This is a genomic window from Mycobacterium sp. NPDC049093, assembly GCF_040704635.1.
Lineage (GTDB): Bacteria > Actinomycetota > Actinomycetes > Mycobacteriales > Mycobacteriaceae > Mycobacterium.
This window is the reverse complement of record NZ_JBEZJS010000010.1, coordinates 57,705-71,616: the sequence shown is the minus strand read 5'-3', so window position 1 is coordinate 71,616 and position 13,912 is coordinate 57,705. Positions and strand designations below refer to the sequence as shown.

The window sequence follows — 13,912 nt, the reverse complement described above, 5'->3', positions numbered from 1 at the left end:
ATCTCTAGGTGGCGGACTGTGCGCCGAGCACCCGCTGGATATCGGGCTTCATCTGCTGCAGCTGCTGTCCCCAGTAGCCCCAGGCGTGGGTTCCGTTGGCCGGGAAGTTGAACACCCCGTTGGTGCCGCCGGCGGCGATGTAGTTGTCCCGGAAGGTGACGTTGGTCCGCAGTGTCAGCCCTTCGAGGAACTGGGCCGCCATCAGGTTGCCGCCGTTGGTCCCGGCGTCGAGGTCCGACGGGGTACCGGTGCCGCAGTAGATCCAGATGCGGGTGTTGTTGGCGACCAGCTGGTTGATGTTGACCATCGGGTCATTGCGCTTCCAGGCCGGGTCGGTCGACGGGCCCCACATGCTCTCGGCGTTGTATCCGCCGGCGTCGTTCATCGCCAGGCCGATCAGCATCGGCCACCAGCCCTCGGACGGGTTCAGGAAGCCCGAAAGCGTTCCGGCATAGATGAACTGCTGCGGGTGATGGATCGCATAGGTCAGTGCCGCGCTACCTGCCATCGAGATGCCGACGACGGCGTTGCCCGTCTGCGACACGCCGCGGTTGGCGGCCAGCCAGGCGGGGAGTTCCTGTGTCAGGAAGGTCTCCCACTTGTAGGTGTAGTCCTGACCGTTGCCCTTCGAGGGCTGGTACCAGTCGGTGTAGAAGCTGGACTGCCCACCGACCGGCATGATCACCGACAGGCCGGAGTCGTTGTACCACTCGAACGCCGGGGTGTTGATGTCCCAGCCGTTGAAGTCGTCCTGGGCGCGCAGGCCGTCGAGCAGGTAGACCGCATGCGGTCCGCCGCCCTGGAACTGGACCCGGATGTCGCGGTTCATCGACGGCGAGAACACGTCGAGGTATTCGACCGGCAGCCCCGGACGGGAGAATGCGCCAGCGGTCGCCGAACCTCCTGTGATACCGATCAGCGCGGGCAGGGTGGCGGCGGCCATTGCCCCGGCCGCCAGTCGACGCGTCCACGCTCCGCGAATCTTGTTGAGGAACTTCATAACGGCAACCAACCGTCCTTTCTGCACGTATCTCAAGCAGTTTGCCGCTTGTCCCCGGTAGTGAAACATGTGCCACATCAGTCACACGGGTAACAACACCGGTCGCGCAGATCGCGGTTTACTAACGGTTGGAACTCGGCGCCGAGACCCTTTGCCGGGAGGCTCAGCGTGCGGCCGTGGTGAGTGCCTGTCTGACGTTGGCCCGGCGCTCCTCGATCGCCCGGCCGATGTCCTGAAGCAGCACCGGCTTTCGCGCGACAAGATCCTCGATGCAGTCGCGGTCGAATTGCGCAACGGTGACCTCGGTCAGCGCGTATGCCGTGGTGGTGACCGGTTCTCTGGTCAGAGCCGTCTGCCCGAGAAAGTCGCCCTGTTCCAGGGCCAGCACCGGGACGAAGAGGTCGTCCGCACCGGCCACGGCCAACTGCACCGTGCCGGCGACGATGAAAGTCATGCGCTTGGGAACCTGCCCGACGACCTGGATGACCTCGTCCCTGCCGTAACGGGTGAGCCGGGCGTGCGGGAGTAACTCGCCCTGGTCCTCCGGGGTCAGGCGCAATGTCGGTGCGATGAGACGCAGCGTCTGTTCGACGCGTTCGGTGGTCGCGAACTCGTCCTCGGCCTCGTCCAGGTGCAGATCGGCCCGCCGCGAGGCGTACCAGGTCCAGCGAAGGAACGTGGACCTGGCGGAGAAATCGTCGGCGGGGGAATGCAGCGGGATCTGGGTCTTGTACTGCAGTGAGCCGGCCGGAACCGTGGACACCGTGCCGTCGGTACGTAGCTGGGGGAGTCGGCGGGCCACCTCGTTGAGTACGCGGCAGACCTCGTCGGGAGCGTCATCGACGGCGAACACCGTGATCACCGTGATGGTGTGCGCACCGAGTGGGCGGCTCAGGTTGGTGAACGACGCTCCGGCGAGCACGGAGTTCGGGATCACCTGCAGGCCGCTGCCGGTGTCGATATGTGTTGCGCGCCAGTTGACCTCGACGACGCGTCCGCGCGCCGACGGTGCATCGACCCAGTCGCCGAGTTGGAACGGCTGCTCGAACAGCACGAGAAGCCCGGAGATGATCTGGCCGACCGAGTTCTGCAGGGCCAGGCCCAGCACGATCGAGGACACGCCAAGGGCGGTGAAAAGCCCACCGATATTGGCGCCCCAGATGTAGGCGAAGATCAATCCGATGCCGATAGCGATCAGTGCGAACCGGGCGACGTCGAGGAAGATCGACGGAATTCGTTTGCGCCAGCTGCCTTCCGGTGCACTCTGGAACAGGGTCGCATTGAGTCCGGACAGCAGCAGAACCAGGACGACGAACCCGAACACCGTCGAGACGATCCGCACCGGCGTGGCTTCTCCGGAGATCTGCATCGCCTGGATCAGCAGGATCAGCAGTGCGCCCAGCGGCAGGATGTACGTGCGGACCAGGTGTACCGGACCGGCCAGGAAGCTGCCGCGCCGGCGCAATGCGTTCTGCAGTTCGGTCAGCAGAACCAGGCAGACCGGAAATCCGACCGCGACACCGACGGCCCAGTAGAACCAGGGGGCGTCGAGCACGCCGCTCATCGCCGGTCCCGTAGCTGCCAGATCGGCTCGTCGGCCCCGTCCACCTGAACAGTGCCCGCCGGCTCGAGATCGCGGGTATCGCCCATCACCTCGAACACCCGCTCAGTCACGTACACGCCCGGCTGCGGTGAGCCCCGTTGAACCCGGTAGGCGAGGTTGACCGCCGAACCCCACATGTCGTAGGCCAGGTTGGAGCGTCCGACCAGGCCGCTGCTCACCGCGCCGGTATCGATGCCTGCACGCAGTTCCAGCTCAGTCCCGGCCTCGGTGTTGAACCGTTCGATGATGCGCTGCATTTCGAGGGCGAAGTCGACGGTCCGCCGTACATTGTCGAGCCGCGGCACGCTCAACCCGGAGCTGGCCCAGTAGCCGTTGCGCAGGGTGCGCACCCGTTCTACTCCGAGATCATCTGCGGCGGCATCGAATTGGTGCACCAGGCGGTTGACGATAGCCAGCGCTTCCTCCGATGGCATCTCGGACGTCAGCTCATCCAGCCCGATCGTGTCGGCGAACAGGACCGTCACGTTGTGATGGTCCTGCGCGATGGTCTCCTCGCCGTCCCGGTACCGCTGCACCACCGACTCCGGCATGAGCGTGCGCAGCAGCCGGTCGTTCTCCCGGCGCTGCTCGGCGAGCAGATCTTCCTTGATCGCCAGGTTGCGGCTCATGTCGTTGAACGCTGTTGTCAGATCTCCGAACTCGTCCCTGGATTGCACAGGAAGCGACACGTCGTAGTCGCCCGCGCCGATCTGCTGGGCGCCGGCCTCCAGCCTGCGCAGTGGCCGGACGAACAACCGAGCCAGCATCATGGCCGCCAGACAGACGATGAAGGTGATGACGACGGTCGACAACACCAGGGTGCGGGTGAATGTCGCCACGGGCGCGAAGGCTTCCGCCGTGTCGATCTTGGCGATGATCGACCAGTTCAATCCGTGCAGTGTCACCGGTGCGTAAGCCTGTAGCGTCTCGTTGCCCAGATAGTCGTCCTCGATCACGGTGCCGCTCTGACCCCGCAGGGCCGATCGGGTGGCCTCCGTCTCGACCGGCTGCACCAGCGTGGTTCCGTGCTGACTGAGTGATTTCTGTGCCACCGCCGGGGGTGTTCCGGCGTCGATGACGTCGCGTTCGAACTTCTGCGGATTCTCCAGGAACAGACGTGAATCCGACCGCATCAGACCGTCGGGACCGACGACGAAGGTCTCGCCGGTGGTGCCCATTCCGGCGGTTTCCCATTGCTTGTCGGCCGTCATGAGCCGGTTGATCTTGGAAATCGGGAATTGCAGGGCCAGCACACCCTCGACCCGACCGGGCGGGCCCACCGGCGCCATCATCCAGGCCGTGGGCTCATCGGCCGGTTGGTAGTCACCGAAGTCGGTCACCCCGACATAGTCGACGGCGTTGGACGCCAGGGTCTCCTCGTAGGCGTCCTTCAGCAGGCTCTGCCGGTACGGCCCCGTGACGATGTTGGTGCCCAGGTCGATGCGCTTGTACGCGGTGTAGACCACGTTGCCGGCCGTGTCGAGAAGCAGCGCATCCTCGAACTGGAAGCGTTCGACGATCTCACGGAAGTAGTCGTTGAAGCGGGCATTCGCTGCGGACCAGGCACTGCCGTCACGGGCGTCGTCGACCCGGATCGATTTCTCCGGGTCGACGACCGGTGCGGTGTAGTTCGCCTGCAGGTATTTCTGTGCGTTGGAGGTGGGCAGCAGCCGCGCCACATCCACGGTGTCACCGGTCTGCTTCTCTTCCACCGGCTTGAACTGGTCGTTGTAGTAGTCGACGATCGACTGCCATTGCTGTGGGTTGATCGTCGAGTTGCCGAGCTGACCGAATGCGCCGGAGAATGCCTCGACGGCCTCGACCGTCGTCGTTCCCCGGGTGTAGACGATCAGGGAATCCTCGAGGTCGGCGAACTTCGACTCCAGCTGACGTGTTTGCGATTCCCGGACCTCGGTCAACCGGTCGAACACCGACTGGCGAAGCGATGACCTACCGGACTGGTAGCCGATGGCGCCGACCACGGCGGCAGACAGAATGCTGGTCACCAGCAGCATCACCAGCAGCTTTGATTGAATGCTGATCCGGGACATCACGCGTCTACGCACAGTCCTGGTGGGAGCGACGCGCTCGGCGGCGGCTGTTGTAGTCATTGAATCCCGAAGATTAGCTTGTCACGATGTATTGCGTGAGGCTGCGCGACAAACTTCGTCATGACTGATCAGTTCGACTTGCAGAGATTCGTCGACGCCCAGGCCGACGTCTATGCCGACGTTTGCACCGAGTTGCGGGACGGGCGCAAGCGCAGTCACTGGATCTGGTTCATCTTCCCGCAGCTGCGCGGGCTCGGCCGGAGCCAGACCGCCGACCATTACGGCATCGCCTCCGCCCACGAGGCACGTGCGTACCTGGCCCACCCGACTCTGGGCCCGAGGCTACGGGAATGCGCCCGGCTGGCTGCCCAGGTGGACGGGTCGACAGCCGAGCAGATCTTCGGCTGGCCCGACTGCCTCAAGGTCCGCTCGTCCATGACGCTGTTCGCCGCCGTTGCCGATCCGGCCGAGCGAGCCGACTTCCAGTCCGTGCTCGACAAGTTCTACGACGGACTCGGCGATCCGAGGACTCTCGAAACGCTCAGTGCGGCTGGATGATCAGCCAGCCGTGCGGGGGGGCCTCCGTCTGGCTGAGGTCGTCCTGCGGCGGTGCTCCCGACCCCGCGATCACCCGGCCCGATGCCATTCCGAGGTCGGGCAGCGACAGGGGCAGCGGTGCATCGCCGATGTTGAGCGCGACGATCAGCGATTCGGGGCCGGCGGCGGTCCGGTAGACGTACTGGGTGTTGGTCAGCAGCAACGGTGACGTGGTCGCGGTGTGCAGCCACGGATGCCGCCGCCGCAGTCCGATCAGATACTGATGCAGGCGCAGCGCATCGGAATCCTCTGGTGCAGTGGTGAATTCCGGGCGCACGGCATCGTCGCCGCCGCGCCGCTCCTCCTTGATGCCGCGGTAGGCCGACTCGTCGCCGGCATAGATGCTCGGGGTTCCACCGACCGTCATCAGCAACACCAGGGCATGCTCGAGGTGCGCGGCATTCTGCAACTGGCTGGCGATCCGGGTCACGTCATGATTGCCCACGAAGGTCAGCGGTACGAACGTGCCGAGAAAGTCGTTGTGCCGCTTGAGTGCCCAGTCCAGTTCGTGGAAGTTGCCGTCGTTCAGGCCGCTCCAGATCGCCTTCCACAGTTCGTACTGGGTCACCGAGTCGAAGGTGGAGGCGCCGACGGTCGCGGCGTAGTCACCGTGGATCACCTCACCGACGAACCAGGCGTCGGGGAACTCGCGGCGCACCGACGGCAGCACCTGCGCCCAGAACCGGTCGGGTACCGCGTACGCTGCGTCGAGGCGCCAACCGTCGGCGCCTCGGCCCAACCAGTGCCGCAACACCCGGGCGGTGTGCTCCACCACCGCGGGCTCGTCGTGGTTGAGCGCGATCAGCTCGTCATGACCTTCGAACGTGTCGAATCGAGATGCCTTGCCGCGACGGCGAAACCAACGCGACGCCGGATGGTCGGGGCCGCCGTCGAGCGCCTGCCGGTACTGGGCGAACTCGGTGCCGACATGGTTGAACACCCCGTCGAGCAGGATGCGCAGCCCGCGCCCTCGGGCCTCGGCCACCAGATGGTCGAAGTCCTGCTCGTCACCCAGGCGTGGATCGATGCGGAAATGGTCGGTGGTGTCGTAGCCGTGGGTGCGCGACGAGAAGATGGGTCCGAGCGCGATGCCGGAAGCGCCGAGTTGCACGGCGTGATCCAGCCAGCTGACGATCCGGCGTAACCGGTGCTCATCGGCCGACGGCGGCTGGTCCGCGGGGAACGCACCGACGAAACCCAGTGGATAGATCTGCCACCAGATGGCATGTGCGATCCACCCGGGCTCAGGCACGAAACTTCGCCGCGTACAGGTCTTTCATGGTTTCGGCCAGCTCGGTGGCCGGTCCGTCCACGTCTACCCCGGGAGCCACGGTGGTGATGGGCAGCGGTGCCACCGGCGCGGCCGGGACACCCCATTCGGCGAGCCAGCCGCTCAGCTGAGCCGACGATGTGGCGTAGACGATGCGGCCCAGACCGACCCAGGCGTGCGCCGCCGAACACATCGGGCAGTGTTCGCCTGAGGTGTACACCGTGGCGCGGGCCCGGTCCTCGGGCCGCAGATGCTCGACCGCCCAACGGGCGATGGCGAATTCGGGATGCTGGGTGGCATCCCCGCCCTTGACGCGGTTACGGTCGGTGAACACCGTCGTCCCCGCCTCGTCGACCAAAATCGAGCCGAAGGGCTCGTCGCCGTCCTCTAGTGCCTCACGGGCCAACTCGACACATTTGCGCAGCTGACCGAGGTCGTTCTCGCTGATGGCCACGAGGCGAGTTTACGCCGGTGCCGACATCGGGCAGGTCAGGCGCCGCCACAGCAGGGATCGGCCACGTCGAGGCGGCAGGCACAGGAGGCGCGCACCGCAACGTCGGCCCGGGCCCGCGCCAACTCCAGTTGCTGGTCGATGATGGCCGCCTCGGCGTCGCGGCCGAGCCGTCGGAGGCACTCGTGGTAGCCGTGCAGGCTCCACACGTTGTTCGGATGGTGGCTGGGCCGGCTGAGCGTCGGATCCAGGCCCAGGTCGGCCGCGTAGACGTGAGCGGCCTCCTCCACGTGGCCCTGCTCGAGCAGCAGTGCGCCGTAGGCGTGCCGGGTCGGTTGCATCCAGCCCCACGGTTCGTCATAGGGCAGGGCGTCGTCGAGTTCGATGGCCCGGCGCAGGTAGCCGAAGGCCGTGTCGTAATCGCCCGCCCGATAGGCGATTTCACCGTCCAGCATCTGCTCGGCGATGGCCAGGATGTCCAGGCTGGTGTTGTTGAAAAGGTAGCGCGTGTCGGGAATGCGCCGGTAAGCCGCGATGAAGCTGTCGCGTTCCGCGCGGGCCTGCTCCAATTGCCCCGTCGCTGCGTAGGCGACGCCCCGGCCGTAGTGGATCGTCGCGGTAGTGGTGCAGTACAGCTCGGGATCGGCGGGTAACGGTTCGGCGATCAGATCATCCCACCGGCCGAACCGCACCAGCACGTGCACCCGCAACGGGACGAACGCCTCCAGCCAGTCCGCCATCGGCGGCGAGGCGACCGAGAGCACCTCGGGAGTCAGTTGGGCGGCAAGTTCCCCGGCCGCATCCAGAGCGATCTGCGAACTGCCCTCGAACATGGCCGAATACACCACGAAATGCAGGTCGTGCGCACGGTAGAGCGAATAAAAGTTGAGCGCGCCCTCGCGTTCGACGAACTTGCGGTCGGCGTGTACCGCGGCGAGGTTGGCGGTCACCGAACTGCGGTAGTCGCCGCACAGCACGTCGATGTGGCTGGCCATGTGTTGCAGGTGTCCGGCGTCGGGCACCAACCCGCGCAACAGATCGGCGGCGGGCAGCGCGGCCTGCGGTGTCGTCGACATCTCCATCGCGTGGATGTAGAGGTGCAGCACCCCTGGGTGTTGCCGTCCGGCTGCAGTCGCCAGCGCGGCGTCGAGGATCCGTTTGGCTTCCACCACACGAGATCCCGGGGCGGGCTCACCGGTGCGGCCGTCCCACAGTGCCCACGCGGTCACGTTCAGCAGGGCATCGGCGGCCAGCGTCTGCACATCGATGTCGCCGGGATGGGCCACGGCCAGCGCTGCCATCGCATCGGCGTAGTCGGCGTGCCCCGCTGTCAGGGCTTCGGCGTCATCTGGGTCGGCGGTCGGAAATCGCTTCTGCAGCGCGGAGATCAGCTGGAGTTCCAGCGTCGATGCCCGGCCGGTCGCAGCGCGCTCGAGTTCGGCGCGTGCCCGGCTCAGCGATGTGCTCAGGTCGGCCGGGTCGAAAGCGTCCCAGGCCTTGTTGTAGTTGGGGCCGACGGCGTAGGCGATACCCCATCGGGCGAGGGCGAACTCGGGGTCGAGCTGCAGGGCACGCTCGAAGCACCGGATCGCTTCTTCGTGGTTGAAGGCGTAGGACCAGACCATGCCGCGGTCGAACCAGACCTGGGCCGGCGGCGAGGGAGTGTCCGTCGGCCGGTGATAGGTCCCGAGCCGGTAATACGGTTCGGTCTGGGCGGGGTCCGTCACGGTGCCGACGCTACCCGGGTGGCTCGACACCGGCGCGTCGAACATGTTCTAGTGCTGGGATGCCGGGTTACACGCATGTCGAGGGTCTCAGTTCTGCTGACGTGCAGCGTCTGCGGGAGGTGTGGTCACCGCTGGCCGACTCGGTGCGTGCGCTCATCGATGCCTCGATCCGCTCGGAGGTGGATGCCCAGGAGGTCGCCGCGGTACGGGCCCAGATCGACGACGCGACCGCGCGCCTGCAGGCGAAACAGATCGACGGTCCCTTCGGTGTGCGCTTCACGTCCGATGGTGACCGGATGCCGTGGGGCAACCCGGCGATCGGCATCCGCAACCCGATCGCCCCGCCGCTGGTGATGGTCAAGGATCCCGACGGCGGGGTGCGAACCGACTTTCACCTCGGCGCGCCCTATGAAGGTCCGCCCGGCCACGTCCACGGCGGCATGGTGGCGATGGTGCTCGATCATGTGCTGGGGGAGGTGGCCGCCAGCGACTCCGATCGCCCGCGGTTCACCGGGACCCTGACCATCCGTTATCTGCGGGCCACGCCGCTGGGTGATCTGCACGCCGAGGGGCGGATCACCCGCACGGATGGGATCAAAGCCTTTGCCTCCGGCCATGTTTCCGATGCTGACGGAATCACCGCCGAGGCCGAAGGAGTGTTCATCCTGCCGAAATGGGCGCGCGGCTAGCGCGTCTCACCCGCCGGTTCCACCCGGTCGATGGCGATCTCCTGCAGGCTGCGGGTGATCGTGGTCAGTTCTCCGATCAGGATGCGCGCCGCACCGTTGTCGGCGGACAGCGTCGATGCCACGTTGTGTACCCGTCGCAGCGCGGTGGACAGCTCGGCGGTGTCCAGGCTCCACGGCACCGCAGGGCTCGGCGGCGCGCCGCGCAGGGCCTCGACGTAATCGTCGACCGCAGCGATGAACTCACCGTGCAGGGCGGACGACGGGTGGGTCGGCAGGCTGTTCTCCAGCGTGGTGCAGGCGCTGGTCACCGAATTCAGTGCGGTGCGGTAGGACCGCAGCCAACGCCGCAGGACCGGCGGCTCCAGGCTGGTCGCACCCCAGGCGGCCTCGAACGCTGCACGGGCGCGGAAGGCCCGTTGCCAGGCTGCCGACAGGATCTCGGCCGGGTGGTCGATTTCATGCACGAATGCCTTGATCACCAGTGCGGCGTAGTCGATCTCGGTCATCAACAGTTCCCCGGCGCGCTGGCGTAACCGGATGAGGGCGTGGTCGGGCAGGGCCACGTGGGCCATCACGGCCAGGCCTCCGCCGATCATCACCGCGAACAGTCGGTCCATATTGCCCGACCACGGCGCGGTCGCGCTCACCCCGACCGCGAACATGACGATCGCGCCCACGGCCGCGCCGACCGCGAGATAGCCGAATTGCGCGACGCCGTAGGCCAGTCCGACGAACACCAGCGCGCACACTGCCGAACCGATCGGCCCGGGTTGCCACACGAACGTGAGTATCGAGGCGACGATGATGCCGACGCCGAGGCCGGCCATGCGCCCGGCGCACCGGGTGTAGGTGTGCGCCGTTTCCGGCCGCAGCACCACCACGGCGGTCAGCGGCATCCAGTAGCCGTGCTCGAGCCCGCCGTAGCGGGCCGCCGCCACCGCCAGCGCGGTGGTGACCGACAGCCGGATGGCGTGGCGCAGGATCGGCGAGGTCCAGGTCAGGTGTGATCGGACCACGGCGGGCGCGGAGGCCAGCGAGCCGATCAGGTCGGGCCGGTGCAGCTGCCCGAATCTAAGCACCGCGGCCTCGCGCAGCTGTTCGCAGAAGCGTTGTGCCAGCGCCGCTTCTGGTCCGCTGACGGCGGCGGCCGCGGTGTGGACACGGACCAGCGCGTGCTCGGCGTCACGGCGCGCGGTGTGACCGTGGTCGGCGATCGCGTCGAGAAGCACCGCGGCGGCGGTCAGCAACTGGGGGAGTCCGCTGTCACCTGGCTTCTCGTCGTCGGTCGCGGTGTCGCGGTCCGCGGTGGAACGCAACGAGGCCAGGGTGCCGGCGAGGCGCTCCGGGAGTTGATAACCGCCGTGGTAGGCGCGTGGCCGCTGACTCACCTGGCTGTCGGCGAACACCTCCCGCAGCCACGTGAGCGGGGCGTCGTCGACGGTCGCGGTGCAGTCGGTCGCGACGTTGCGGGCGTCGCCGGCCAACGACTGGTAGGCCCGGGTGAGTCCGTCGCGCTGGGCCCGCCAGCGCCGGGGCGGCCAGATCGCGATGAGCGCGGCCTGGATCACTCCGGCGACGATGACCAGAAGAGGTGCCAGCAGCGACTGACCCAGTGTCGGTGCGACCGGCGGCGCCAGCACCAGCAGTGCGCTGGCCGCCGAGGCCACCAGTCCGGCGTTGGCTCCCAGTGACCACTGCATGCCCGCGGCGAAGCACCACAGCGCAACCACGGCGATGAAGACGGGGCTGTACCCGCCGGCCAGGGTGCCCAGCAGCACCGCGATGGCCAGTTCGACCGAGCCCGTCACCACCAGCGGGACCCGGCCGCCTGGGCTGCGCTGCAGCGCGATCGCACTCGCGATCACGCCGCCGCCGAGCGTCCACATCGCTGTCGCGCCGGAACCCCACGCCAGGGCGACCGCGGTCACCGCCAGGACGCCGATCAGGCTTCGGGCCACCGCACCGGCGTCGGGGGTAGTGAGCCGGAGTGCGTCGGCTGCCTGTCGACCCGTGTGCACCCCACCATTCTCACTCGTGGCGGGCTGCCGGTGGCACATCCGCCCGCGCGTGGCGCGGATCGGTCCGCCGGTAGACCCGGCCGACAAGAGTGGAACGTGTTCTAGTTAGGCTGCAGCGGCCACGGCGCGAACGCGAGGAGACAGAGATGACCCTGCTGATCGAGGACAACAACCGGGTTCGCACGCTGACCCTCAACCGTCCCGACGCGCTCAATGCGTTCAACGAGGCGCTGTACGACGCGACGACCGTCGCGCTGCGTGCGGCCGCTGAGGATCCGGACGTCGCAGTGGTGCTGTTGACGGGCGCCGGCCGGGGATTCAGTGCGGGCAACGACCTCGTCGAGATGCAGGAGCGCATCACCAACCCGGAATCGACCCCGGGCGAACACGGGTTCTACGGGATGCTCGAAGTGCTCGCGGATTTCCCGAAGCCGTTGATCTGTGCGGTCAACGGGGTCGGCGTGGGTATCGGCGCCACCATCCTCGGGTTCGCCGACCTCACGTTCATGTCGTCGGAGGCGCGGCTGAAGTGCCCGTTCACCAGCCTGGGTGTGGCGCCCGAGGCGGCTTCGTCGTATCTGATGCCGCGACTTCTCGGCAGGCAGAATGCCGCGTGGCTGCTGATGTCCTCGGAGTGGGTGGGCGCCACCGAGGCCCTTGAGATGGGTCTGGTGTGGAAGGTCTGCGAGCCCGACACGCTGTTGACCGAGGCTCGGCACTACGCCGAAATCCTGGCGGCCAAGCCTATTTCGAGCCTGATGGCCGTCAAGCAGGCCTTGGTGGCACCGATCCGCGACCAGATCTCGGCGGCTGTGGAGCGGGAGAAGGCGTTGTTCGTCGAATTGGTGGGGGCGGCGGCCAACGTCGACGCGCTGGCTCAGTTCGCCGACCGCAAGCGTTAGCGGGTGGCCCGCGACGGGCAACCGTTGAACTGGGTGGGGCACCCCTCGGCGGCCTGATGGGCGGCGATGATGGCGCGGATGGTGCGTCGGCACCGGCCGCAGTCGGCGCCTGCTCCGCACGCCTCGGCCACTTCCTTCGAGGTGGTGGCGCCGGACTCGATGATCTCGTTGACGACCTGACTGGTCGCCCCGGTACACAGGCAGACGAACATCAGTCGTCCTGCTCGTCGACGTTCATGATGTGGGCCAACTTGCCCACGAACAGGCTGGGGTAGGCACCGAAACCCGCCGTGGTCATCCACTCGGCGGCCGCGTCCGGATGATCGATCCACTGCCGGGCGCTGATCTCGTCGGAGACCTCCTGCAGGATCATCACTTCCTGGCCGTCGTCGAGCGCCTGGTAGACCCAGATCTTGCGGATGCCGCCCTGCTCGAAGCGTTCGAGGCCGTCGTGCACCTTGCGCATCAAGGTGGGTACGTCGTCGACGGTCGCCACTGCACCCACGATCACGCCGGCCACGTGGCCCTCCGGGGAGGGCTCGGTCAGGTCGATCTTCTCCACCACTTCGCCGCCGAATATCGGCGGAATATCTTCGACGCCGGAAATATCGAACCACTCGAAGATTGCGGGCGAACGCAGTACGTCGCGGATGGACCGGGCATGCCGAATGCCGATTGTCACCAATACCCGGCCCGGCTCCCAAATTGATTTGTAAAGCACGACGTGATGCGCGCCGATCGACAATAGTCCCGAGCGATGTTTCCCCATCCATTTCCACATTTCGTCGACATCGTCGACGCGGAAGTCGCAGGACAGAATGAGCGAGTGTAAATCGTACTCACTCATTTCTTGCCGACCTTTCTTTCGGGGTGTCATCGCGGATTAGCGCAGTCTAACCTTAGTTAGGACAGCCAGTCCACTCCTCGTGGCCACGCTTCGGGTCCGGTGCCCCCATGGGTCCCGATGCGTCGCACGAACACGCCGAATTGGCCGTTAATCATTGCGTCACATGGTGCTTCCTGCACTAGATTGGATGTGCACGGCAAACGGCAACACTTGACCAGCCCTCAAGGTGCTTAGGAGTGACGATGCAAGGCGATCCGGATGTTCTGAAATTGCTCAACGAGCAATTGACGAGCGAACTCACTGCAATTAACCAATATTTCCTGCACTCAAAGATGCAAGATAATTGGGGATTTACCGAACTGGCCGAACATACCCGTTCCGAGTCTTTCGAAGAGATGCGGCACGCGGAGACCATCACCGACCGAATCCTGCTCCTGGACGGCTTGCCCAACTATCAGCGGCTCTTTTCGCTACGGGTAGGGCAGACGCTTCGGGAACAGTTCGAGGCCGATCTTGCGATCGAGTACGAGGTGGTTGCCCGCCTGAAGCCCGGGATCATCATGTGCCGCGAAAAGCAGGACGCGACGTCGGCGCGGATCCTGGAAACGATCCTGGCGGACGAGGAAGGTCACATCGACTACCTGGAAACCCAGCTCGAGCTGATGGAGAAGTTGGGTGACGCGCTCTACGCAGCGCAGTGCGTCTCCCGGCCCCCCCAATAAGCTCAGGTAGCTCGGTCCGTTTCAATCGAAGCCGC

At 66.3% G+C, this 13,912-nt stretch carries 13 protein-coding genes; 4 read left to right on the top strand and 9 right to left on the bottom strand.

Annotation, left to right across the window (positions count from 1 at the left end; translation table 11 throughout):
• Positions 1-4: 4 nt before the first annotated feature.
• The 3 genes from AB0876_RS30635 to AB0876_RS30625 all read right to left on the bottom strand — a co-directional run bounded on the left by AB0876_RS30635 (position 5) and on the right by AB0876_RS30625 (position 4,714).
• Complete coding sequence (locus tag AB0876_RS30635; RefSeq protein WP_491840921.1) at positions 5-1,000, bottom strand: esterase family protein; 996 nt, start codon at positions 998-1,000, stop codon at positions 5-7.
• A 163-nt stretch (positions 1,001-1,163) separates the two neighbouring features.
• Positions 1,164-2,564 (bottom strand): mechanosensitive ion channel family protein, encoded by a 1,401-nt coding sequence (locus AB0876_RS30630; protein WP_491840922.1) that lies wholly within the window; start codon positions 2,562-2,564, stop codon positions 1,164-1,166.
• Positions 2,561-4,714 carry an adenylate/guanylate cyclase domain-containing protein gene (locus AB0876_RS30625; RefSeq protein WP_526043790.1) on the bottom strand — a complete coding sequence of 718 codons (2,154 nt, stop codon included), beginning with the start codon at positions 4,712-4,714 and terminating at the stop codon, positions 2,561-2,563. The genes AB0876_RS30630 and AB0876_RS30625 overlap by 4 nt, the downstream gene beginning before the upstream one ends.
• 60 nt (positions 4,715-4,774) lie before the next feature.
• On the opposite strand from AB0876_RS30625, the gene AB0876_RS30620 reads away from it, so the two are divergent.
• Positions 4,775-5,212: a DUF1810 domain-containing protein gene (locus tag AB0876_RS30620; RefSeq protein WP_526043789.1), complete on the top strand. Its 438-nt coding sequence runs from the start codon at positions 4,775-4,777 to the stop codon at positions 5,210-5,212.
• Here the strand turns inward: AB0876_RS30620 and AB0876_RS30615 are convergent.
• Genes AB0876_RS30615 through AB0876_RS30605 form a run of 3 tightly spaced genes read right to left on the bottom strand, consistent with a single transcriptional unit; the run spans position 5,196 to position 8,744 of the window.
• A complete protein-coding gene (locus tag AB0876_RS30615; protein ID WP_526043788.1) occupies positions 5,196-6,503 on the bottom strand; it encodes an alpha-amylase family protein in 1,308 nt (435 codons plus the stop codon). The genes AB0876_RS30620 and AB0876_RS30615 overlap by 17 nt on opposite strands.
• Positions 6,496-6,975, bottom strand: coding sequence for a nucleoside deaminase (locus tag AB0876_RS30610; RefSeq protein ID WP_491840926.1), 480 nt, complete (start codon positions 6,973-6,975; stop codon positions 6,496-6,498). The genes AB0876_RS30615 and AB0876_RS30610 overlap by 8 nt, the downstream gene beginning before the upstream one ends.
• 35 nt (positions 6,976-7,010) lie before the next feature.
• Positions 7,011-8,744, bottom strand: a complete 1,734-nt coding sequence (locus tag AB0876_RS30605; RefSeq protein ID WP_526043787.1) for a tetratricopeptide repeat protein — start codon at positions 8,742-8,744, stop codon at positions 7,011-7,013.
• Positions 8,745-8,758: 14 nt separating this feature from the next.
• On the opposite strand from AB0876_RS30605, the gene AB0876_RS30600 reads away from it, so the two are divergent.
• Positions 8,759-9,388, top strand: a complete 630-nt coding sequence (locus AB0876_RS30600; RefSeq protein ID WP_526043786.1) for a PaaI family thioesterase — start codon at positions 8,759-8,761, stop codon at positions 9,386-9,388.
• On the opposite strand, the gene AB0876_RS30595 is transcribed toward AB0876_RS30600, so the two are convergent.
• Positions 9,385-11,406: an FUSC family protein gene (locus AB0876_RS30595; RefSeq protein ID WP_491840929.1), complete on the bottom strand. Its 2,022-nt coding sequence runs from the start codon at positions 11,404-11,406 to the stop codon at positions 9,385-9,387. The genes AB0876_RS30600 and AB0876_RS30595 overlap by 4 nt on opposite strands.
• Before the next feature lie 146 nt (positions 11,407-11,552).
• Between AB0876_RS30595 and AB0876_RS30590 the strand changes: the two genes are divergently transcribed.
• Positions 11,553-12,308, top strand: a complete 756-nt coding sequence (locus AB0876_RS30590) for an enoyl-CoA hydratase/isomerase family protein (protein ID WP_491840930.1) — start codon at positions 11,553-11,555, stop codon at positions 12,306-12,308.
• Here the strand turns inward: AB0876_RS30590 and AB0876_RS30585 are convergent.
• Both AB0876_RS30585 and AB0876_RS30580 read right to left on the bottom strand, forming a co-directional pair.
• A complete protein-coding gene (locus tag AB0876_RS30585; RefSeq protein WP_055114440.1) occupies positions 12,305-12,520 on the bottom strand; it encodes a (2Fe-2S)-binding protein in 216 nt (71 codons plus the stop codon). The genes AB0876_RS30590 and AB0876_RS30585 overlap by 4 nt on opposite strands.
• Positions 12,520-13,155, bottom strand: a complete 636-nt coding sequence (locus tag AB0876_RS30580) for a fatty-acid--CoA ligase (RefSeq protein WP_491840984.1) — start codon at positions 13,153-13,155, stop codon at positions 12,520-12,522. Before AB0876_RS30580 ends, AB0876_RS30585 begins: the two co-directional genes overlap by 1 nt.
• Before the next feature lie 242 nt (positions 13,156-13,397).
• Between AB0876_RS30580 and bfr the strand changes: the two genes are divergently transcribed.
• Entirely contained in the window at positions 13,398-13,877 is a 480-nt protein-coding gene (gene bfr, locus AB0876_RS30575) for a bacterioferritin (protein ID WP_055120222.1), read from the top strand.
• Positions 13,878-13,912 lie beyond the last annotated feature (35 nt).